The organism is Streptomyces sp. HUAS MG91, assembly GCF_040529335.1.
GTDB classification, from domain to species: domain Bacteria; phylum Actinomycetota; class Actinomycetes; order Streptomycetales; family Streptomycetaceae; genus Streptomyces; species Streptomyces tabacisoli.
In genome coordinates, this window is record NZ_CP159534.1 from 3626470 (window position 1) to 3646825 (window position 20356).

A 20356-nucleotide genomic window follows, 5' to 3' on the forward strand; every position below is an offset into this window, starting at 1 on the left:
TGTACGGGGTGGTGGGCCGAGCCCACCACCCCGTTCGGCTCTCTTCCCCCGCTCCCCTGATCCCGAAAGAAGGCTCATGTCCGACGAGAACGCTCCCTGGCTCATCGCCGGGCTGGGCAACCCCGGTCCCGAGTACGCGATGAACCGGCACAACGTCGGTTTCATGGTGGCCGATCTGCTGGCCCGGCGGATGGGCGCCAAGTTCAAGCGGGCGACCAAGGGGCAGGCGCAGGTCGTGGAGGGGCGGATCGGCCCGCCCGGGCCCGCCAACCGCCGGGTGATCCTCGCCAAGCCGATGTCGTACATGAACGTCTCGGGCGGGCCGGTGACGGCGCTGCGCGACTTCTACAAGGTGCCGACGGACCGCATCGTGGCCGTCCACGACGAGCTGGACATCGACTACGGGGTGCTGCGGCTGAAGCTGGGCGGCGGCGACAACGGGCACAACGGGCTGAAGTCGATGACCAAGGCGATGGGCCCCGGCTATCACCGGGTGCGGTTCGGGATCGGGCGGCCGCCGGGCCGCATGCAGGTCGCGGACTTCGTGCTGAAGGACTTCTCGTCGGCGGAGCGCAAGGAGCTGGACTACTTCGTGGACCGGGCGGCCGACGCGGTCGAGGCGCTGGTCACGGAAGGGCTGGAGCGCGCCCAGTCCTCGTACAACAGTTGATCGTGTACGACAGTTGACCGTTGACGGGTTCATGGCCAAGGATCCCGGCCATGGCTTCAGCGGTGTCGGTCTCGCGGCAGGTCGTGTCGGCGGCTCTTGCCCTGCTTCTGCTGGTCGCGGGGTTCTGGGCGTCCTGGGGGACGGCTCAGCACGTGATCTTCCAGACGGGTCGGGAGCACGGTCACGTGCTGCTGGACCGGTGTGACGGCGGGACGTGCGGCGGGGCGTTCGAGCCGTCCGCCGAGGGGCCGGTGCGCACCCCGAAGGTGACGATGGACCGCTCGGTCGGCGAGAAGAAGGGCGCCCGGCTGCCCGTGGTGATCAAGCCGGACACGGCGCAGGCCGTGCGGGTCGGTCCGGCCGGGTTCTTCAAGGCGTGGATCCCGCTGGGCGGGGCGCTGCTGCTGGCGTCGGTGGTGATCGCGGGCGGGATGCGCCACCGGCGCCTCGCGTGGATCACGGGAGGCGCCGGGGCGGTTCTGCTGTCGGCGGCCTGGGCCACCCTGAGTCTCTAGGTCAGCCGGTGTTGCGCAGGCCGGCCGCGACTCCGTTGACGGTGAGGAGCAGGGCGCGGGCCAGCGTCGGGTCCGGCTCCTCGCCCGCCTCGGCGGCGTCGCGCTGCCGCTTGAGCAGGGCGACCTGGAGGTAGGAGATCGGGTCGAGGTAGGCGTCGCGGATGGAGAACGTCTGCTTCAGGACCGGCTGGGTGTCGAGGAGTTCGGCGCCTCCGGTGATCCGCAGGACCTCGGCGACGGTGAGCGCGTGCTCGGCCTCGATGACGTCGAAGACGTGCTTGAGGTTGTCCGGGACGAGCGTGTCGACGTAGTGGCGGGCGATGCGCAGGTCGGTCTTCGCGAGCGTCATCTCGACGTTGGAGATGAAGTTGCGGAAGAAGTGCCACTGCTCGTGCATCTCGTCGAGCATGCTGTCGAGGCCCGCCTCGCGCAGCGCCTTGAGGCCGGAGCCGACACCGAACCAGCCGGGCACGATCTGCCGCGACTGGGTCCAGCCGAACACCCACGGGATGGCGCGCAGGCCGTCGAGCGAGACGCCCGAGCCGGGGCGGCGGGACGGCCGCGAGCCCAGGTGCAGGTCGGCGAGCTGGTCGACCGGCGTGGAGGCGACGAAGTACGTCGGCAGGTCGGGGTCCTCGACGAGCCCGCGGTAGGCGGCGTGGGCCGCGTCGCTGACCACGTCCATGGCGGCGTCCCAGCGGGCCAGGGCCTCGTCGGACTGGCGCGGCGCGGTGTGCAGCGCGGAGGCCTGGAGGGTGGCGGCGACGGTCAGTTCGAGGTTCTCGCGGGCCAGCGACGGCACGAGGTACTTGTCGGAGATGACCTCGCCCTGCTCGGTGACCTTGATGGCGCCCTCCAGGGTGCCCCAGGGCTGGGCGAGGATCGCGTCGTGCGAGGGGCCGCCGCCGCGGCCGACGGTGCCGCCGCGGCCGTGGAAGAGGCGCAGGCGCACGCCGTAGCGGTGGGCGACGTCGCGCAGGCGGCGCTGGGCGCGGTGGATCTCCCACTGCGAGGTGGTGATGCCGCCGAACTTGGAGGAGTCGGAGTAGCCGAGCATGACCTCCTGCACGTCCCCGTTGAGCGCGACGAGGCGCCGGTAGGACGGGTCGGAGAGCATGTCCTCCAGGATCGTGTCGGCGGACTTGAGCTCGACCGTGGTCTCCAGGAGCGGCACGATGCCGATCTTCGTCCAGCCGGCGTGCAGGTCGATGAGACCGGCCTCGCGGGCGAGGACGGCGGCGGCGAAGACGTCGTCGGCGCCCTGGCACATCGAGATGATGTACGACTCGATGACCTCGGGGCCGAAGACGTCGAGGGCCTTCTTGACCGTGTGGAAGACGCCGAGGGTCTTCTCTCCGGCCGCGTCGAGCGGCGCCGGGGTCGGCGCGAGCGGACGCCGGGAGCGCAGTTCCTTGGCGAGCAGCTTGCCGCGGTAGTCGCGGGGCATGTCCGCGTAGCGCCAGGACTCCTCGCCGAGCCGGTCGAAGAGCTGGCCGAGCGCGTGGTGGTGGGCGTCGGCGTGCTCGCGGACGTCCATCGTGGCGAGCTGGAGGCCGAACGCGGCGAGCGTGCGGATCGTGCGGTTCATCCGGCCCTCGGCGAAGAGGCCGCCGCGGTGCTCGCGCAGCGAGGTCTGGATGAGGGTGAGGTCGTGCAGCAGCTCGGCGGTGCCGAGGTAGTCGCGGCCGTCGACGTGCGGGGTGTTCTTCGCCAGCCGGTCCTTGGTGTTCTCCAGCTTCTGCCGGATCGCGGTGGCCTTGAGCCGGTAGGGCTCCTCGGCGTTGAGCCGCTTGTAGCGGGGGCTGATCTCCGGCAGCCGCTCCAGGTCGGCCTGGAGGGAGGTGAGCAGCTCCTCGGTCGCGCCCGTGTAGCGGATGGAGTTGGAGAGGAAGCCGCGCAGCTCGTCGATCATGTCGAGCGCGTCGTTGATGCCGTGCTCGTGCTGGAGGATCAGGACGTCCCAGGTCACCGCGGGGGTGACGTTGGGGTTGCCGTCGCGGTCGCCGCCGATCCAGGTGCCGAAGGTGAGCGGGCGGCTGTCCTCGGGGAGCTTGAAGCCGACGCGCTCCAGCTCGGCGGTGAGGTCTTCGAGGACGTCGCCGACGGCGCCGGCGTGCAGCTCGTCGAGGTAGTAGATCGCGTTGCGCGACTCGTCGGTGACCTCGGGGCGCACCACGCGCAGTTCGTCGGTCTGCCACACCAGGTCGATGTTCTCGGCGAGGCGGGTGTCGTAGCGGCGGCGGTCGGTCTCCAGGACCGGCGTCTCCAGGAGCTCGGCGATGCGGCGGAGCTTGTTGAGGACGCTGCGCCGGGCGGCCTCGGTGGGGTGCGCGGTGAAGACCGGGCGGACGTTCAGGTTCTGCACGGTGGCGCGCAGGTGGTCCGGGTCGGCGTCCTTGAGGCGGTCCGCGGTGCGGGCGAGGAGTCCGCCCTCCACGGCGCGCTTGGCGCGCAGCTCACGGCCGCGGTGCACCTGCTCCGTTACGTTGGCCAGGTGGAAGTACGTGGAGAAGGCGCGGACCAGCTTGGCCGCGGTCTCCAGTTCGGTCCCGCGCAGCAGCTCGGCGGCGGCCTCGCCGTCCTCTCGCGTCAGGCGGCGGACCTTTTCGACGAGATCGAGGAGCTCGGGCCCCTCCTGGCGGACGAGCGTCTCGCCCAGCAGATCTCCGAGGCGGCGGATGTCGGCGCGCAGCTCGGCACTGGTGCTCGTCGCAGTCGTCTGATCGTCGGCACTGCTCACAGGTGCGGCTCCTTGCAGTGGTGAAGCACGTCTGGAGGGAAGGATCCCCTGAACCGGGTACTAGTCCGGGGTGGAGATTCGAAGCGGACCGCGCTGTCCGACCGTTCCCCAGGATATGTGCCCGTGCTCTTGGCGCGGGCCGGGGCCTCTTGCCGCCTGTCAGCGCGCTGCCATACTTACGACGCCGTAGGTTACGGAACCGTAGGAATGACGGTGACGCGCTGTCGGTGGTCTCGGTGGCTCCCGCGGACCCCGTGGGATCCCGGAGGATCTCCTGACCCGTCCAGGCCCTCCTCAATCCTTGATTTATCTCACCCCTCGACGATTCATCTCACCCCTCGACATACAGGGACGCCCCCATGGCCACAAGCCCCGATGTGATCGACGACGCCCCCCGTCAGAGTCAGCCGTCCGCCGATGCCGCCGCCGCGCTGCCGTCGGCGACGCTGGGCGGTGAGCAGAAGCGCTCGCTGGAGCAGATCACGCTGCTCCTGTTCATCATCGTGCCGTTCCTGGCCCTGGTCGCGGCGGTGCCGCTGACCTGGGGCTGGGGTGTCAGCTGGCTGGACATCGGCCTGCTGGTGCTCTTCTACTACATCGGCTGCCACGGCATCACGATCGGTTTCCACCGCTACTTCACGCATGGTTCCTTCAAGGCGAAGCGTCCGCTGCGGATCGCGCTGGCGGTCATGGGGTCGCTCGCGGTGGAGGGCCCGCTGGTCCGCTGGGTCGCCGACCATCGCAAGCACCACAGGTTCTCCGACGCGGAGGGCGACCCGCACTCGCCGTGGCGGTTCGGGGAGACGGTCCCGGCGCTGATGAAGGGCCTGTGGTGGGCGCACATCGGCTGGATGTTCGACGAGGAGCAGACGTCGCAGGAGAAGTACGCGCCGGACCTGATCAAGGATCCGGCGATCCGGGCGATCTCGCGTCAGTTCGTCATGTGGACGCTCGTCTCGCTGTTCCTGCCCGCGCTGATCGGCGGTCTGGTGACGATGTCCTGGTGGGGCGCGTTCACGGCGTTCTTCTGGGGCTCGCTGGTGCGGGTCGCGCTGCTGCACCACGTGACCTGGTCGATCAACTCGATCTGTCACGCGGTCGGCAAGCGCCCCTTCAAGTCCCGCGACCGCTCCGGGAACGTGTGGTGGCTGGCCGTGCTGTCCTGCGGCGAGTCCTGGCACAACCTGCACCACGCGGACCCCACCTCGGCGCGGCACGGCGTGATGCGCGGCCAGGTCGACTCCTCGGCGCGGCTGATCCGCTGGTTCGAGCGGGCGGGCTGGGCGTACGACGTGCGCTGGCCGTCGAAGGACCGCATCGCGTCGCGCCGCAAGGCTGATGCCGCCGACGCCGCGTGACCCCGGCACGGCATGATGGGTGACGTGGCGACCGACTCAAGCACCCCGAGCACTGACAGGCCCGAGAAGCCACGGCGCGCGCGCCGTACGCGGATGACGGGGGCGGAGCGCCGGCAGCAGTTGCTGGAGATCGGCCGCACCGTCTTCGCCGCGAAGGGGTTCGAGGGCACCTCGGTGGAGGAGATCGCGGCGAAGGCCGGGGTCTCCAAGCCGGTGGTGTACGAGCACTTCGGCGGCAAGGAGGGCCTGTACGCGGTCGTCGTGGACCGGGAGATGCGCCAGCTCCTCGACATGGTGACCGGGTCGCTGACGGCCGGGCATCCGCGCGAGCTGTGCGAGCAGGCGGCGTTCGCGCTCCTCGACTACATCGAGGAGTACACGGACGGTTTCCGCATCCTGGTCCGTGACTCCCCCATCCCGCAGTCCACCGGTTCCTTCGCCTCCCTCATCTCGGACATCGCCACGCAGGTGGAGGACATCCTGGGCCGGGAGTTCAAGGCCCGGGGCTTCGATCCGAAGCTGGCGCCGATGTACGCGCAGGCGCTGGTCGGCATGGTGGCGCTGACCGGCCAGTGGTGGCTGGACGCCCGCAAGCCGAAGAAGGCCGAGGTCGCCGCCCACCTGGTCAATCTGGCCTGGCACGGCCTGGACGGCCTGGAGCCGAAGCCCCGCCTGATAGGGCACCGGAAGGCCTAGAGCCCGGGCGCGGGGAACCGCGCGACCGGCCACGACGAAACGGCAATGAACCGGCAACAAACCCTTCGTGCTCCGTGCATGGACCCCCGGTGGACCCGCACATAGCGTTCTCGTACCGACAGCACCGCCATCGCCGTCCCGTACGCAGACGAGAGGGTTAGATTGTCATGAGCACGTCTAGCACGTCCGGCAGCACATCGGGCCCCACCCGCCGCGGCATCCTCGGCACCGCGGCAGCCGTCGCCGCCGGCGCCACCCTGCCCGCGCTCGCCGCCTCCCCCGCCCGCGCCGCCGCCCGGCCCAACATCCTGCTGATCGTCACCGACGACCAGCCCAAGCAGACCGAGTGGGCCACCCCGAAAACCGTCTCCTGGCTGGCCGGCCAGGGCGTGCGCTTCACCAACGGGCACGTCACGACCCCGCTGTGCGCCCCGTCGCGGTCCTCGGTCTTCTCCGGCCGCTTCGCCCACAACCACGGCGTCCGCAACAACGGCGCCTCGCACGCCCTCGACCAGCACACCACCCTCCAGCGGTACCTGAAGGAGGCCGGCTACCGCACGGGCCTGTTCGGCAAGTACCTCAACTCCTGGAACGTCGCCGACAACCCGCCGCACTTCGAGGACTTCGCCCTGCTCAGACCCTCGTACGTGGACGGCACGTTCAACGTGAACGGGACCGTGCAGACGATCGACGGCTACACCACCACCGTGGTCAGGAACCGCACCCTCGCCTTCCTGGAGAAGGCCCGCACCGACGACCGCCCCTGGTTCGCCTACGTCACCCCCTACGCCTCGCACGGCCCCCGCACCCCGGAGGCCAAGTACGCCGGGACCGACGTGCCCGCCTGGGACGGCCGCCCCTCCGTCCCCGAGGACGACCGCAGCGACAAGCCGCCGTACGTCCGCAACGCCACCCAGACCCTGGCCGACGGCCGCCGGGTGCGCGCCGAGCAGCTGCGCACCCTGCGCTCGGTGGACGACGCGGTACAGGCGTTCCACGACAAGCTCGCGGCGCTCGGACAGCTGGACAACACCCTCGTCATCTACATCGGCGACAACGGCTTCAACTGGGCCGACCACGGCCTGACCGGCAAGGGCGTCCCCTACCGCCCCGCCCACGAGGTGCCGTTCTACCTCTCCTGGCCCGGCGGCGGGCTCGGCGGCGGCACCACCGACAACCGCATCGTCGCGAACATCGACATCGCCCCGACCGTCCTCGACGCGGCCGGCATCAGCCCGGACACCCCGCACGACGGCCGCTCCCTGCTCAGCGGCTACTCCCGCGACCACCTGCTCATCGAGTGGTGGAAGCAGGGCACGGGGGCCGGCCAGAAGACCTGGTCGTCGTACGTCTCCAAGGACCGCCAGTACACCGAGTACTACGACCTGCACACCGACGCCTCCGGCACGGTGACCGGCACCGGACAGGTGGGCTTCCGCGAGTACTACGACCTTCAGGCGGACCCCTACCAGCTGAGCAACAGCCTCTACCAGGCCACGCCCGCGGACGAGCGGGCCCTCGGGATCCCGGGTCTCGCGGCCGCCCTGGCGGCGGACCGCACCGCCTGACGACGCCCCCGCCACCCCCTCGCCACCGGGAGGAACCCCTGATGAGCCGCCGCTGCTGCGCCCCCGACCGCTCCGCCACGCCGGGCCCGACCCTCCTGTCGCCGCCCGTCCGCGACGCCGGGGAGCAGCACGGCGGCCACGCCTCCGGGGAGCGGCCGGGCGGTGCGTTCGCGCCGCTGCTGTCCCTCCCCGGCGGCGTCTTCCGGATGGGCACGCGGGACGCCGACGCGTTCCCCGACGACGGCGAGGGGCCGGTGCGCGAGGTGTCCGTGGAGCCGTTCCGGATCTCCGCCACGGCCGTCAGCCACGCCGAGTTCCGCGCCTTCGCCGACGCCACCGGCTACCGCACCGAGGCCGAACGCTTCGGCTACTCCTTCGTCTTCCGCGGCTGCGTCACCGCCGAGGCCCGGGAGCGGGCCGAGTCCGTGCCCGGCGCCGACTGGTGGCTCGCGGTGCCGGGCGCCTGGCACCGCGAGCCGGAGGGCCCCGGATCCCGCTCGGACGACCGCCTCGACCACCCCGTCACCCACGTCTCCTGGCACGACGCGCGGGCGTACTGCGCCTGGTCCGGCACTCGGCTGCCCACCGAGGCCGAGTGGGAGTACGCCGCCCGCGGCGGCCTCGACCAGGCCCGCCACCCCTGGGGCGACGAACCGCCCGCCCCGGACCGCGCGGTGATCTTCCGCGGGACGTTCCCGGACGCTCCGACGGCCCCCGTCGGCACCGCCCCCGTGCGCTCCCTCGCCCCCAACGGCTTCGGGCTGCACCACGCCGTCGGCAACGTCTGGGAGTGGACCGCCGACCGCTTCTCACCCGGCTCCCCCGCGCGGGCCCTGCGCGGCGGCTCGCACCTGTGCCACGCCTCGTACTGCAACCGCTACCGCTGCTCGGCGCGGACGTCCAACACCCCGGACGCCTCCACGGGTCACACGGGCTTCCGGGTGGCGGCGTCCGGGGACGGCTCCAGGAACTCCAGCCGGTTGCCGACCGGATCGGTGGCGTAGAAGCGCAGGTGACCGGGGAGGTTGTCGTCCCAGACCACCTCGGCGCCGGCGTCCGTCAGCCGGCGGGCGTACGCCTCGATGGCGTCCACCCGCAGCCCCGGGTGCGCCTTGCGGGCCGGGCGGAAATCGCGCTCGATCCCCAGGTGGAGCTGGACGCCCCCGGCGGCGAACCAGCATCCCCCGCGGGCGGCGAGCACCGGCGGCTTGGGGATCTCGGTCATCCCGAGGACATCGACGTAGAAGGACCGCAGCCGCGCCTCGCTGCCCTCGGGCGCGGCGAGCTGCACATGGTCGAGGGCGACGATCACGCGCTCTTCACCGCCACCACGAAGATCCGGCGGAACGGCAGCACGGTGCCGTACGAGGTCGCCGGGTAGGCCTCCCGCAGCAGGTCCCGGTACGCCGCGACGAACGCGTCCCGCGCCTCGGGGTCGTCGGCGAGCGCGGTGAGGACGGGCCGCAGCCCGGTCCCCTTCACCCAGTCCAGGACCGGGTCCTCGCCCTCCAGCAGGTGCAGATACGTGGTCTCCCAGGCGTCCACGGCGCAGCCGAGCCCGGCGAGCCGCTCCAGGTACGCGGCGGGGTCGAGCACCGCGTCGCCGTGCCGCAGCACTCCGTCGAGCCGGTCCTTCCAGGGCGCGGATCCGGCGAGCTCCCGCATCAGGGCGTGGCTGGGGGCGTCGAAGTTGCCGGGCACCTGGAAGGCGAGGGTGCCGCCGGGGGCGAGCGCGCCGAGCCAGCGCGGGAAGGCGTCGACGTGGCCGGGGACCCATTGCAGGGTCGCGTTCGAGGCGATCAGGTCGTACGTGTCCGTGGGCGCCCAGTGCGCGGCGTCGGCGTGTGCGAATTCGATGCGGCCGCCGCCCGCCGTGGGTCCGGCGTGCTCCTCGGCGCGGGCGAGCATGTCCGGGGAGTTGTCGAAGCCCGTGATGTGCGCGTCGGGCCAGCGGTCGGCGAGCAGGGTGGTGACATGGCCGGGACCGCAGCCCAGGTCGGCGATGCGGGGCGGGGTGCGGGGCGGCTCCGGGATCCGCGCGATGAGGTCCGCGAAGGGGCGGCCGCGGTGGTCCGCGTGGCGGAGGTACTGCTGCGGGTCCCAGGTGGGTGAGCTCGTCGTCATGCGACAAGGCTCGCTCTCCTGATATCTCGATGTCAAGACACTCGACATCAAGAGACTTCATGTCGACACACCCCCTACACTGATCGTCATGGAGGACGAGGTCGACCGTCTGGTCGCAGCGTGGCGCCGGGAGCGCCCCGACCTCGACGTGGAGCCCCTGGAGGTGCTCAGTCGGGTCAGCAGGCTTGCGCGCCATCTCGACCGGGCCCGCCGGCTGGCGTTCGCCGAGCATCAGCTGGAGCCGTGGGAGTTCGACGTGCTGACCTCGCTGCGGCGGGCCGGGGCGCCGTATCAGCTCTCGCCCGGGCAGTTGCTCACGCAGACGCTGGTCACGTCGGGCACGATGACCAATCGCATCGACCGGCTCACGAAGAAGGGGCTCGTCGAGCGGCTGCCCGATCCCAGTGACCGTCGGGGTGTACTGGTCCGGCTCACCGCCGAGGGGCAGGACCGGGCCGATCAGGCCCTGGCGGGGCTTCTCGCTCAGGAGCGCGCCATCCTGGCCGAGCTCTCCCGAGGCGACCGGGCCGAACTGGCCTCCCTGCTCCGCCAGCTGACGGCCCCGTTCGACAACATCCCGGGGTAGTCGCCCGGCTGACGGCCGGCGGGGGCTGGTCGCGCAGTTCCCCGCGCCCCGACGAGGCGCGGCTCAAGGGGAGGCTGCGCGTCAGCGCATGCCTCAGGGGCGCGGGGAACTGCGCGAGAAGCGGCCACCGAGCCGCACACGAAGAACAACCCAGGGGCGCGGGGAACTGCGCGGCCGGCCACGACGGACCGGCACCCGCGGGCGACGCGCCACCCGGTGACTCAGCTGGCGGCCTCCAGGTCCACAGGCCCGACCCCGGCCCTGCGCGCGAGCGCCACCGCGGCGAGCGTCGAGTGCACCCCCAGCTTCCCCAGCACATTCTGCATATGCGTCCGGACGGTGTGCGGCGACAGGAACAGCCGCTCGGCGACGGCCTTGCGGCCGAGCCCGGCGACCATGCACCGCAGAACCTCCCGCTCCCGGGGCGTGAGCGACTCCACCAGCCGCTCCGACTCGGTGCGGTGCTTACGGGCCGCGGTCAGCTCCCGCAACACCCCGGTCAACAGCGCCGGAGGCAGATGCGTCTCGTCGCGCAGCACACCCCGTATGACATTGAGCAGCCGCGACAGGGAGCAGTCCTTGGCGACCCACCCCGAGGCACCGGCCTGCAGCGCGAGCGCGGCCCGGCGCGGATCGTCCCGCTCGGCGAGCACCACCGTCCGCACCGCGGGCTGCCCCGAACGGACCCCGGCGACAAGGGAGATGCCGTCCACGAGCCCGTCCTGCGCACCGCCCTCGGGCACCACGGTCGGCGGGCGCATGCCCTGCAAGGACGCCGCGCCCAGGTCGGCGTCGACGAGCAGCACATCGAATCTGCGCCCCTCGGCGGCCGCCCGCTCCAAGGAGCGCAGGGCGGCGGGGCCGCTGCCCGCGGCCGACACGTCGACGTCCGGCTCGGCGGCGAGCGCCGCGGCGAGGGACTCGGCGAAGATGCGATGGTCGTCGACGACCAGAACCCGAATTCGTACCACTGATACCCCCACTGGTCGGGAGAATGACCAACGCAGGTACGGCGCCCGGAGCTTCAGGTCACCGCAGCCGCACGGCCGCCGCCGCGCTGAGACCGCTACCCCCACTCCGGGCGTCGTACCCGGCTGTCTCGCCCCCTGATCAACACCGGCCCCCACCGGTGCTGTCCATCAGACTAGGGCTGCGCGCCCCGAGGGGAAGGCAATTCGCAGAACTGGTTCCCAGTTGACTGACCGGCGACTGTCCAGCGCGTTTATCGTGGGACACATGTTTCGCTTTGAGACAGAAGTCGACAAAGAGCGCGGTCTTCTGCTCCGCTCGCTGCTGAGGGACACCAACACGGCGGCATCACCCGCGATCCGCGCCCTGCGCGGCACCCCTGACGAGCGCGAACTGCCGTTGCAGGTATGGGCGTTCGATCCGGCGGACGGCTCGCTCGCCGGCGGGCTCGACGCCCATGTCTGGGCGACCTGGCTCCACGTTGACCTGCTCTGGGTCGCGGACCGTCACCGCGGCGCGGGCCTCGGCTCCCGCCTGCTGACCGAGGCCGAAAACCTCGCCGTCGAACACCACGGATGCGCCAACTCCCGCCTGGAGACCTGGGACTTCCAGGCCCCGGGCTTCTACCGCCAGCACGGCTACGAGGTGGTGTCGGTGATCCCCGACTATCCCCCGGGGGTCAAAGAGTTCACGTTGACAAAACGGCTGGGCTAGGGAGCGCCCCCGAAGGGGCGCGGGGAACTGCGCGACCAGCCACGACGGCGCGAAAGCCGCACACTCCCCACAGCCCCCACGGCGAAGGCGAAACCTCAGCCCAGTCGCCGGGCCCCGGCAGAAGGCACGGCGGCAAAAACCCGGGGAGCCGTATACCCGGCCCCCTCGAAGGCGGCCAGCACCGACTTCGTCACCGCCTCCGCGTCCCCGTCCTCGACCAGCACCACGGCCGACCCGCCGAACCCGCCCCCGGTCATCCGCGCCCCGACCGCGCCGGACGCGACGGCGGTGGAGACGACCAGGTCCAGCTCCGGGCAGGAGATCCGCAGGTCGTCGCGGAGCGAGACGTGCCCCTCGTTGAGGACGGGCCCTATCGCGCGCACGTCACCGGCGTCGAGCAGCTCGATGACCCGCTCCACCCGGTGGTCGTCGGAGACGATGTGCCGGACGTAGCGGACGACCTTCTCGTCGACCTCGGCCCGCTCCAGCGTGGCGAGGGCCTCGTCGAGTCCCTCGTACGGGACGTCGCGCAGGTGCGAGACGCCGAGCACCCGGGCGCCCTCCTCGCAGCCGGCCCGCCGCTCCGCGTACGCCCCGTCGCCCAGCTCGTGCTTGACACGGGTGTCGACCACGAGGAGCTGGAGCCCCTCGTCAGACAGGTCGAACGGGACCTGTCGGATCGACAGGTCGCGGCAGTCGAGGTGCAGCGCGTGCCCCTCCTCGCCGCACGCGGACGCCATCTGGTCCATGACCCCGCACGGGACGCCGACGAACACGTTCTCGGCGCGCTGGGCGAGGACGGCCAGCTCCGGCGCGGTGAGGCCGAAGCCGAACAGGTCGTTGAGCGCGTACGCCGTCACGACCTCCAGGGCCGCCGAGGAGGACAGGCCCGCCCCGGTCGGCACGGTGGAGGCGAGGTGTAGGTCCGCGCCGGTGACCGTGTGGCCCGCCTCGCGCAGCGCCCAGACCACTCCGGCCGGGTACGCGGCCCAGCCGCCCTGCCCGTACTTGCTGAGCGGGGTCAGCTCGTCGACGCGCAGTTCGGCGACGGGGGCGTCGATGTCGGCCGAGTGCAGCCGCAGCACCCCGTCGTCCCGCCTGGCCACGGCCGCCACGGCGGTGTGCGGCAGCGCGAGGGGCAGCACGAAGCCCTCGTTGAAGTCGGTGTACTCACCGATGAGGTTCACGCGGCCCGGGGCCGCCCACACCCCGGCGGGCTCGTACCCGTACAGATCACTGAACTGCGCGGCGATGGACATGGCTCGGGGCCCCCTACTTCTCCTGCTGGCGCGCCTGGGCGAACTCCCAGGCGTCGGCGACGATTCCCGCGAGGTCCGCGCGGGACGGGTTCCAGCCGAGGCGCTCGCGCGCGGTGGCGGCGGAGGCGACCAGGACCGCCGGGTCGCCGCCGCGGCGCGGGGCGACGACCTCGGGGATCGGGTGGCCGGTGACCTTGCGGACGGTCTCGATGACCTCGCGGACCGAGAAGCCGTTGCCGTTGCCGAGGTTGCAGATCAGGTGCTCGGCGGGGCGGGCGGCCTCGACGGCCAGGAGGTGGGCCTCGGCGAGGTCGGCGACGTGGATGTAGTCGCGCACGCAGGTGCCGTCGGGGGTGGGGTAGTCGTCGCCGTAGACCGAGATGGCCTCGCGGCGGCCCTGGGCGACCTGGAGGACGAGCGGGATGAGGTGCGACTCGGGGTCGTGCCGCTCGCCGCAGTCGCCGTACGCGCCCGCCACGTTGAAGTAGCGCAGCGAGACGGCCGCCAGTCCGTGGGCCTTCGCCTCGCCGGTGATCATGTGGTCGACGGCCAGCTTGGAGGCGCCGTAGGGCGAGGTGGGCGCCGTCGGGTCGGTCTCGGTGATCGGGGTGCTGACCGGCTCGCCGTAGGTGGCGGCGGTGGAGGAGAAGACGAGCTTCCGCACTCCGGCCGCGCGCATCGCGGCGAGCAGCGCCATGGTGCCGCCGACGTTGTTGTCCCAGTACTTCTCGGGCTTCACGACGGACTCGCCGACCTGCGAGAAGGCGGCGAAGTGCAGCACGGCGTCGAAGGAGGCGTCGAGCCACTTGGCGGCGTCGCGGATGTCGCCCTCGACGAAGTCGGCCCCGGCGGGGACGCCCTCGCGGAAGCCGGTGGAGAGGTTGTCCAGGACGGTGACCTCGTGGCCCGCCTCCAGCAGGTGCCGCGCGACGACGCTGCCGACGTATCCGGCGCCGCCCGTGACCATGTACTTCCGAGATTCGGCCTTGCCCATTACTTGCTCGCTACCTCTCGCAGTCGCTCGGCCGCGGTCTCCGGCGGCACGTCGTTGATGAACACGCTCATGCCGGACTCGGAGCCCGCGAGGAACTTCAGCTTGCCGGAAGTCCGGCGGATGGTGAAAAGCTCCAGATGCAGCGCGAAGTCGTCACGGGTGACGCCCTCGAACTCGTCCAGCGGGCCGAACGGGGCCTGGTGCCAGGCGGCGATGTACGGCGTCGCCGGCTGGTCCTCCCCGAAGATCCGGTCGAAGCGCCTCAACAGTTCCAGATAGATCTTGGGGAATTCTGTGCGGGCGTCGTCGTCCAGCGCGAGCAGGTCCGGGACCTGGCGCTTGGGGTAGAGGTGGACCTCGTAGGGCCAGTGGGCGGCGTAGGGCACGAAGGCCACCCAGTGCTCGCCCTCCAGGACGATCCGGCTGCCGTCCTCGATCTCCTTCTCGACGACGTCGGCGAACAGGTTCCGCCCGCCGGTCTGCTCCTTGTGCTGGGCCGCCGAGCGCAGCATCAGCGCGGTGCGCGGGGTGGTGAAGGGGTAGCCGTAGATCTGCCCGTGCGGGTGGCCGAGGGTGACGCCGATCTCGGCGCCGCGGTTCTCGAAACAGAAGACCTGTTCGACGGAGTCGAGATGGGACAGCTCCGCCGTGCGGTCGGTCCACGCCTCCAGGACGAGCCCGGCCTGCTCCTCGCTCAGATCGGCGAAGGACTTGTCGTGGTCGGAGGTGAAGCAGACCACCTCGCAGCGACCGGCGTCACCGGCGAGCGAGGGGAACCGGTTCTCGAAGACGACGACGTCGTAGGAGGAATCCGGGATCTCGGAGAGCCTGCCGTTTTCCGAGGGGCACAGGGGGCATTCGTCGGCCGGTGGGTGGTAGGTGCGGCCCTGCCGGTGCGAGGCGACGGCGACCGCGTCGCCGAGCAGCGGGTCGCGGCGGATCTCGGAGGTGGTGACCGTGGGATCGAGGGGGCGCCGGTCCACGGCGTCGCGCACGACGTCGTCCCGCGAGTCGTAATAGATCAGTTCACGACCGTCGGCGAGCCGGGTCGACGTCTTCTTCACGTCCGATGCTCCTCATCGCACCAACAAACAAACAGAACCAAACACAACAAAGCATAAGGCAACAAGTGCGTCAAGGGATACGGCACGGCCGGACCCTGCTCGATCCCGCACGCCCCCGAGGCTTCGATCACAATCAAACAAAGAACATCAAAATAAGTGTTCACTTATTGAAGACGGAGGCGTAGGTTCCGGACTGTTTCAGTTCGCGCAACGAAGCGAGTACTCATGCTGTCCCCCACAACCACGCTCGCGGCAGGGCTACGGCTGCCCACCAACGGCCTCGACTACGCGATCCTCGCGATCTACTTCGTCGTCGTCCTCGGCATCGGCTTCATGGCCCGCCGCTCGGTGAAGACCAGCCTCGACTTCTTCCTCTCCGGCCGCTCCCTGCCCGCATGGGTGACCGGCCTCGCCTTCGTCGCGGCCAACCTGGGCGCGACCGAGATCCTCGGCATGGCGGCCAACGGCGCCCAGTACGGCGTCTACACCGTCCACTGGTACTGGATCGGCGCCATCCCGGCCATGGTCTTCCTCGGCCTGGTGATGATGCCGTTCTACTACTCGTCGAAGGTGCGCTCGGTCCCCGAGTTCCTGCTGCACCGCTTCGGGCCCTCCTCCCACCTGCTCTCCTCGATCATCTTCGCCGTCTCGTCGGTGCTGATCGCGGGCGTCAACCTGTACGCGATGGCGCTGGTGCTCAAGGCGCTGCTCGGCTGGCCGCAGTGGCTCGCGATCGTCGTCGCCGGCCTGTTCGTCCTCGCGTACATCACGATCGGCGGCCTGTCCTCGGCGATCTACAACGAGGTCCTGCAGTTCTTCGTGATCCTCGCCGCGCTGATCCCGCTGACCATCGTCGGCCTCAAGCGCGTCGGCGGCTGGGACGGCATATCCGACTCCCTGTCGTCGTCGCACGGCGACTCGTTCATGACGGCGTGGCAGGGCACCGGCATCGGCTCGTCCAACCCGCTCGGCGCGAACTGGCTGACCATCGTGCTCGGCCTCGGCTTCGTGATGAGCTTCGGCTACTGGACGACGAACTTCGCCGAGGTGCAGCGCGCCCTGTCCGCGAAGAACCTCTCCGCCGCCAAGCGCACGCCGCTGATCGCCGCGTTCCCCAAGATCCTCATTCCGATGGTCGTCGTGATCCCGGGCCTGATCGCCCTGGTCATGGAGCCCTCGCTCGGCAAGGGCGGCAAGGACGGGCTCCAGTACAACGACGCGATCCCGGTCCTCATGCGCGACCTGCTGCCCAACGGTGTCCTCGGCATCGCGGTGACCGGTCTGCTCGCGGCCTTCATGGCCGGTATGGCGGCCAACATCTCGTCGTTCAACACCGTGTTCACGAACGACATCTGGGGCGCGTACCTCAAGAAGAACCAGAGCGACACGTACTACCTGAAGACCGGCCGTGTGGTGACCGCCGTGGGCGTCGTCATCGGCATGGGCACGGCGTTCATCGCGGGCAGCTTCAGCAACATCATGAACTACCTGCAGACGCTGTTCTCCTTCTTCAACGTCCCGCTGTTCGTGGTCTTCATCATCGGCATGTTCTGGAAGCGCACCACGGCCGCGGCCGGCTTCTGGGGCCTGCTGTCCGGCACGGTCGCCGCGATGGTGAACTACTTCTGGCTCTACAAGCAGGGCGTCATCGACATCCCCTCGGACCAGGGCGCCAACTTCGTCTCGTCGATCGTCGCCTTCGTGGTCGGCGCGGTCGTGATGTTCGTGGTCACGCTCTGCACCAAGTCCAAGTCCGCCGAGGAACTGGCCGGTCTCGTCTACGGGACCAAGTCGCCGGGCATGGAAGAGCCGCCGGCCGAGGGTGACGACGCCTGGTACCGCAAGCCGGCCCTGCTGGGCTGGGGCGCGATCGCCCTCGCCGTCATCTGCTACATCCCGTTCTCCTTCTGAGGCCCGAGGTAACACGACATGAGTGAGAACAAGAACCCGCACGTGGACGAGGTGAAGGAGCTGGAGGCCAAGTCCGCGACGGCCGCCCGGCTCTTCGACATCCGCCGCATCATCGGCGGCCTGTTCGTGGTGTACGGCGTCATCGTCACCATCGCGGGCATCACCGCGTCCGACGCCGACCTGAAGAAGGCCCAGGACATCAACATCAACCTGTGGACCGGCATCGGCATGCTGGCCCTCGGCATCTTCTTCCTGGTCTGGCTGAAACTCCGCCCGACGGCACCGCCGACGCCGGACGAGGACGCGTAACCGGAACGGGCCGGAGGCGCCGCCGAAGTGCGGTGCCTCCGGCCCGTTCCCGTGTGCCGCTTCCGCACCACGCAGAAGGCCCACCCCGTCGGAACGGGGTGGGCCTTCTGCCTGTGGAGCGCCGGGCAGGCCTTGCACCTGCATTTCCCCGCAGGAAGCGGGGCGTCTTTCCTTGGACCACCAACGCACTGTTCCGCTCTGCCAGTTGCAGCGCCGAACGCAAGATCGACTATAGCTCACGACTCCTGCTCATGGGAAGCGGAAGGCTGCTCGCCACCCACCGGGCCCGCCCGGTCGAGCAGGCCCGTGCGGGCCGCGAGGGCGGCGGCCTCCAGGCGGGAGCCGACGCCCAGCTTCATCAGGACGCGCTGGACGTGGGTGCGGGCCGTGGACGGGGCGATGCCCATGCCCGCCGCGATCAGCCGGGTGTCCTCACCGTCCGCGACCCGGACCAGGACCTCGACCTCGCGCGGGGTCAGCATCTGGAGCAGCCGCTGCCCCTCGTCGTCCGGCTGGGCCGCCGGGTTGAGCAGTTCGCTGAACGCGCCCTGGAGCAGCGCCGGCGCCACGGCCGCCTCGCCCGCGCGCGCCTTCATCAGGGCCCGCTCCACCCCCTCTATGCGCTCGTCGTGCCGTACGTAGCCGGAGGCGCCCGCGGCGAACGCCGCCGCGATGCCGCGCGGGGACGGCACCGGGCCGAGGACCACCACCGCCACCTGGGGGCGCTCCTTCTTGATCCGGACGACCGGGTCGAAGGTGCCCGGCTCCGCCGGGACCGAGGTGCCCAGGAGGCAGACCTCCGGGGCGCGGGAGATGACCAGTTCGGCGGCGCCCGCGGCGGGCGCGGCCGCGGCGAGGACACGGTGTCCGCGCAGTTTCAGGGCCGAGGCGAGCGCCTCGGCCAGCAGTCGGTGGTCGTCGACCACCATGAGCCGCACTCCCATCGGGCCAACCCCCCAGTTCGACCCAGAAGCAGCACATGTCCCCTGGGCCCCCCACGGACAGGCGAGCCCCCCGACTCCCCGTCCTCCTTCATCCACCGGAAGCTACACGCTTGTTCGACGTTGCGCGCCCCCTACCGGTCAGAAGCGGCCCTGAATGCTGAAATCGCAGCTTTTCGGGGGTGATTGGGGGTGCGGGAGCGTAAAAGCAGGTCACCTGACGCCCGGTTGTGATCAGTGCGCGCGTGAGCCCGCGGTGAAGGCGACGGCCGTGTACTCCTTGTGGTCCTTCGAGGCGGGCCCGCTGATCAGCGCCTTGCCGAGGAACAACCGGCCGCCCGAGTAACGGACTTCGGAGCCGGTGAGCCCGACGACCATACCGCTCACCGCGTACGCGGCCCTGTCGTCGGCCGGGGTCCGCAGCAGCTCCGTCTGTTTCATGGACCGGGGATCGATCGAGACGACGCGCACGCCCTTGTCGAACGAGCCGTCCTCGTAGGCGAGGACGTTCCCGCCGTCCATCCGGAGGGGGAAGACCTGGTAGGCGCCGCCCGCGGCCCGGTCGCCGGTGAGCCGCCCGGAGGCGAGGCCGTAGGAGACGATCTCGTTGGTCGTGCCGGTGGGGCCGCCGTCGTGCCGGCGGGTGGCCAGATAGACCCGCCCGTTGCCGACGACGATCTTCCGGCAGCCGTCGGTCCGGCCGACGTCGCAGCCGAGGTCGTACGCGTCGGGGTCGAGCGAGACAGTGGACAGGGGCCGGCCGGTGGCGCTCATCGGGATGATGCCGGTGACGGTGCCCGCGGCGCCCTCCCCCGTGCCGACGCCGACCACGACCGGGTCGGTGGAGAGCACCCGGGCGCTGCGGACGCCGTCGGCGAGCTGGTACGTCCACTGGGGGCGACCGGTCCTGGGATCGAGGAGCTGGACCTCGTACTGCTCCTGGCCGCGGCCCCCACACTTGCGGACGGTGGCCAGCTGGGCGCCGCCCGCGTAGCCGACGTCCTCGCAGGTGCCGCTCTGCGGCTGCCACAGGATCCGGCCGGTCTTGATGTCGAGGGCGGCGCCGCCGTGCAGACCGCCGCCGAGCGCCAGGGTGTCGCCGGAGAGGACCGGTTCCTCGAACGGGACGACCGCGGTGCCCGTGCCGATGCTCTTCGTCCACACCTTCTTGCCGGTGTTCACGTCGAACAGCGTGATCTGCGAGCAGGCCCGGTGCCGGCCGTCCGCGGCGCGTGCGCCGTTCTCGCTGACGACGGCGGCCAGCGCGTCCTTGGTGACGTCCTTCGTGGCGCCGCAGGTCTGGCCGGGCAGCCGCAGCGTCCAGGTCCTCCTGCCGGTCGCGGGGTCGTGGCCGACGATCTCGCCGACGCCCGCCCTGGCGTACGTACGGTCGGTCAGCCAGGAGCCCACGACGCTGTCCACGTGACCGGGGGCGACCTTGGGCGCGGGCAGCGCGAAAGCGAGCCGGGCGGCGGGGTCGGCGGGGACCTTCTCCTCGCCCGGGGCGCCGAAGCCGGACCCGGATACCGAGCCGCTGGCGTCGCTCCCGCCGCGCTTGCCGTCGGCCGCGGTGCCGGCCGGGCTGTCGCCGCCGCCGTCGTCGGATGTGGCGTACAGGACGCCCACGCCGATGATCAGGGCGATGGCGGCGACGGCGGCCGCGATGATCCGGACGACCGGCGCGCCGGGCCGTCCGGCGGGGGTGCTCGGCGGGGTGCTCGGCGGCTGCGGATACCCGTACGCGTACGGGTGCGGGGGCGTCCGCGGCGGGGGCGGCGGGCCGAACCCGCCGACGGGTGGCGGCTGCTTTTGGAACAGGTCGCCCTGGGGGGTGGGGGTGCTGCCGGACGGCCGCGGGTCGGGCGGCTGAGTCATCAGCCCTCCCCTTTCTACGCTGACGGCCCCCCGGCGACGAGAGTCCGGACGCGCGCCTCCCCA

General features: G+C 71.1%; 19 protein-coding genes. 10 read left to right on the top strand and 9 right to left on the bottom strand.

What is annotated here, in order from left to right; all coding sequences use genetic code 11:
- The first annotated feature begins 76 nt into the window (after positions 1 to 76).
- A complete protein-coding gene (gene pth, locus ABII15_RS16350; protein WP_353943057.1) occupies positions 77 to 670 on the top strand; it encodes an aminoacyl-tRNA hydrolase in 594 nt (197 codons plus the stop codon).
- Positions 671 to 720: 50 nt separating this feature from the next.
- Positions 721 to 1185 carry a hypothetical protein gene (locus tag ABII15_RS16355; protein ID WP_353943058.1) on the top strand — a complete coding sequence of 155 codons (465 nt, stop codon included), beginning with the start codon at positions 721 to 723 and terminating at the stop codon, positions 1183 to 1185.
- Between the two features lies 1 nt (position 1186).
- Here ABII15_RS16355 and ppc read toward each other — a convergent pair whose 3' ends face one another.
- Positions 1187 to 3925, bottom strand: coding sequence for a phosphoenolpyruvate carboxylase (gene ppc, locus ABII15_RS16360; RefSeq protein WP_353943059.1), 2739 nt, complete (start codon positions 3923 to 3925; stop codon positions 1187 to 1189).
- A 359-nt stretch (positions 3926 to 4284) separates the two neighbouring features.
- Here ppc and ABII15_RS16365 point away from each other — a divergent pair, with 359 nt between their 5' ends.
- The 4 genes from ABII15_RS16365 to ABII15_RS16380 all read left to right on the top strand — a co-directional run bounded on the left by ABII15_RS16365 (position 4285) and on the right by ABII15_RS16380 (position 8551).
- The gene (locus ABII15_RS16365) at positions 4285 to 5283 is read left to right on the top strand and encodes a fatty acid desaturase (RefSeq protein WP_353943060.1); all 999 of its coding nucleotides are present in this window, start codon (positions 4285 to 4287) and stop codon (positions 5281 to 5283) included.
- Positions 5284 to 5295: 12 nt separating this feature from the next.
- A complete protein-coding gene (locus ABII15_RS16370; RefSeq protein WP_353943061.1) occupies positions 5296 to 5979 on the top strand; it encodes a TetR/AcrR family transcriptional regulator in 684 nt (227 codons plus the stop codon).
- 167 nt (positions 5980 to 6146) lie between these two features.
- Positions 6147 to 7547: a sulfatase gene (locus tag ABII15_RS16375; protein WP_353943062.1), complete on the top strand. Its 1401-nt coding sequence runs from the start codon at positions 6147 to 6149 to the stop codon at positions 7545 to 7547.
- A gap of 41 nt (positions 7548 to 7588) precedes the next feature.
- A complete protein-coding gene (locus ABII15_RS16380; protein ID WP_353943063.1) occupies positions 7589 to 8551 on the top strand; it encodes a formylglycine-generating enzyme family protein in 963 nt (320 codons plus the stop codon).
- Here ABII15_RS16380 and ABII15_RS16385 read toward each other — a convergent pair.
- Both ABII15_RS16385 and ABII15_RS16390 read right to left on the bottom strand, forming a co-directional pair.
- Positions 8473 to 8859, bottom strand: coding sequence for a VOC family protein (locus ABII15_RS16385; RefSeq protein ID WP_353943064.1), 387 nt, complete (start codon positions 8857 to 8859; stop codon positions 8473 to 8475). The two genes, ABII15_RS16380 and ABII15_RS16385, sit on opposite strands and share 79 nt — an antisense overlap.
- On the bottom strand, positions 8856 to 9671 hold the full coding sequence (locus tag ABII15_RS16390) for a trans-aconitate 2-methyltransferase (RefSeq protein ID WP_353943065.1): 816 nt from the start codon (positions 9669 to 9671) through the stop codon (positions 8856 to 8858). Before ABII15_RS16390 ends, ABII15_RS16385 begins: the two co-directional genes overlap by 4 nt.
- A gap of 88 nt (positions 9672 to 9759) precedes the next feature.
- Here ABII15_RS16390 and ABII15_RS16395 point away from each other — a divergent pair, with 88 nt between their 5' ends.
- Positions 9760 to 10257, top strand: coding sequence for a MarR family transcriptional regulator (locus tag ABII15_RS16395; RefSeq protein WP_353943066.1), 498 nt, complete (start codon positions 9760 to 9762; stop codon positions 10255 to 10257).
- A gap of 221 nt (positions 10258 to 10478) precedes the next feature.
- Here the strand turns inward: ABII15_RS16395 and ABII15_RS16400 are convergent, their stop codons facing one another.
- Positions 10479 to 11228: a response regulator transcription factor gene (locus ABII15_RS16400; RefSeq protein WP_111665963.1), complete on the bottom strand. Its 750-nt coding sequence runs from the start codon at positions 11226 to 11228 to the stop codon at positions 10479 to 10481.
- Between the two features lie 265 nt (positions 11229 to 11493).
- Here ABII15_RS16400 and ABII15_RS16405 point away from each other — a divergent pair, with 265 nt between their 5' ends.
- Complete coding sequence (locus tag ABII15_RS16405; RefSeq protein ID WP_353943067.1) at positions 11494 to 11940, top strand: N-acetyltransferase; 447 nt, start codon at positions 11494 to 11496, stop codon at positions 11938 to 11940.
- A gap of 95 nt (positions 11941 to 12035) precedes the next feature.
- Here the strand turns inward: ABII15_RS16405 and galK are convergent, their stop codons facing one another.
- Genes galK through galT form a run of 3 tightly spaced genes read right to left on the bottom strand, consistent with a single transcriptional unit; the run spans position 12036 to position 15257 of the window.
- On the bottom strand, positions 12036 to 13199 hold the full coding sequence (gene galK / locus ABII15_RS16410; protein ID WP_353943068.1) for a galactokinase: 1164 nt from the start codon (positions 13197 to 13199) through the stop codon (positions 12036 to 12038).
- Positions 13200 to 13212: 13 nt separating this feature from the next.
- Positions 13213 to 14193, bottom strand: coding sequence for a UDP-glucose 4-epimerase GalE (gene galE, locus ABII15_RS16415; RefSeq protein ID WP_353943069.1), 981 nt, complete (start codon positions 14191 to 14193; stop codon positions 13213 to 13215).
- Positions 14193 to 15257 (bottom strand): galactose-1-phosphate uridylyltransferase, encoded by a 1065-nt coding sequence (galT, locus tag ABII15_RS16420; protein ID WP_353943070.1) that lies wholly within the window; start codon positions 15255 to 15257, stop codon positions 14193 to 14195. The genes galE and galT overlap by 1 nt, the downstream gene beginning before the upstream one ends.
- A 225-nt stretch (positions 15258 to 15482) precedes the next feature.
- On the opposite strand from galT, the gene ABII15_RS16425 reads away from it, so the two are divergent.
- Positions 15483 to 17168, top strand: a complete 1686-nt coding sequence (locus ABII15_RS16425; protein ID WP_353943071.1) for a sodium:solute symporter family protein — start codon at positions 15483 to 15485, stop codon at positions 17166 to 17168.
- Positions 17169 to 17186: 18 nt separating this feature from the next.
- Positions 17187 to 17477 carry a hypothetical protein gene (locus tag ABII15_RS16430; RefSeq protein ID WP_353943072.1) on the top strand — a complete coding sequence of 97 codons (291 nt, stop codon included), beginning with the start codon at positions 17187 to 17189 and terminating at the stop codon, positions 17475 to 17477.
- 236 nt (positions 17478 to 17713) lie between these two features.
- Here ABII15_RS16430 and ABII15_RS16435 read toward each other — a convergent pair whose 3' ends face one another.
- Together ABII15_RS16435 and ABII15_RS16440 are read right to left on the bottom strand one after the other, a co-directional pair.
- Positions 17714 to 18421: a LuxR C-terminal-related transcriptional regulator gene (locus ABII15_RS16435; RefSeq protein ID WP_353943073.1), complete on the bottom strand. Its 708-nt coding sequence runs from the start codon at positions 18419 to 18421 to the stop codon at positions 17714 to 17716.
- Positions 18422 to 18652: 231 nt separating this feature from the next.
- Positions 18653 to 20293, bottom strand: a complete 1641-nt coding sequence (locus ABII15_RS16440) for a PQQ-binding-like beta-propeller repeat protein (protein ID WP_353943074.1) — start codon at positions 20291 to 20293, stop codon at positions 18653 to 18655.
- Between the last annotated feature and the right edge of the window lie 63 nt (positions 20294 to 20356).

Excerpts from the sequence above, each read along its gene's own strand:
- ABII15_RS16435 (WP_353943073.1), bottom strand. The coding sequence starts at position 18,421 with ATGGGAGTGCGGCTCATGGTGGTCGACGACCACCGACTGCTGGCCGAG.
- ABII15_RS16390 (WP_353943065.1), bottom strand. The coding sequence starts at position 9,671 with ATGACGACGAGCTCACCCACCTGGGACCCGCAGCAGTACCTCCGCCAC.
- ABII15_RS16365 (WP_353943060.1), top strand. The coding sequence starts at position 4,285 with ATGGCCACAAGCCCCGATGTGATCGACGACGCCCCCCGTCAGAGTCAG.
- ABII15_RS16430 (WP_353943072.1), top strand. The coding sequence starts at position 17,187 with ATGAGTGAGAACAAGAACCCGCACGTGGACGAGGTGAAGGAGCTGGAG.
- galK (WP_353943068.1), bottom strand. The coding sequence starts at position 13,199 with ATGTCCATCGCCGCGCAGTTCAGTGATCTGTACGGGTACGAGCCCGCC.
- galE (WP_353943069.1), bottom strand. The coding sequence starts at position 14,193 with ATGGGCAAGGCCGAATCTCGGAAGTACATGGTCACGGGCGGCGCCGGA.
- ABII15_RS16440 (WP_353943074.1), bottom strand. The coding sequence starts at position 20,293 with ATGACTCAGCCGCCCGACCCGCGGCCGTCCGGCAGCACCCCCACCCCC.
- pth (WP_353943057.1), top strand. The coding sequence starts at position 77 with ATGTCCGACGAGAACGCTCCCTGGCTCATCGCCGGGCTGGGCAACCCC.
- ABII15_RS16375 (WP_353943062.1), top strand. The coding sequence starts at position 6,147 with ATGAGCACGTCTAGCACGTCCGGCAGCACATCGGGCCCCACCCGCCGC.
- ABII15_RS16370 (WP_353943061.1), top strand. The coding sequence starts at position 5,296 with ATGATGGGTGACGTGGCGACCGACTCAAGCACCCCGAGCACTGACAGG.
- ABII15_RS16425 (WP_353943071.1), top strand. The coding sequence starts at position 15,483 with ATGCTGTCCCCCACAACCACGCTCGCGGCAGGGCTACGGCTGCCCACC.
- ABII15_RS16395 (WP_353943066.1), top strand. The coding sequence starts at position 9,760 with ATGGAGGACGAGGTCGACCGTCTGGTCGCAGCGTGGCGCCGGGAGCGC.
- ABII15_RS16355 (WP_353943058.1), top strand. The coding sequence starts at position 721 with ATGGCTTCAGCGGTGTCGGTCTCGCGGCAGGTCGTGTCGGCGGCTCTT.
- ABII15_RS16405 (WP_353943067.1), top strand. The coding sequence starts at position 11,494 with ATGTTTCGCTTTGAGACAGAAGTCGACAAAGAGCGCGGTCTTCTGCTC.
- ABII15_RS16380 (WP_353943063.1), top strand. The coding sequence starts at position 7,589 with ATGAGCCGCCGCTGCTGCGCCCCCGACCGCTCCGCCACGCCGGGCCCG.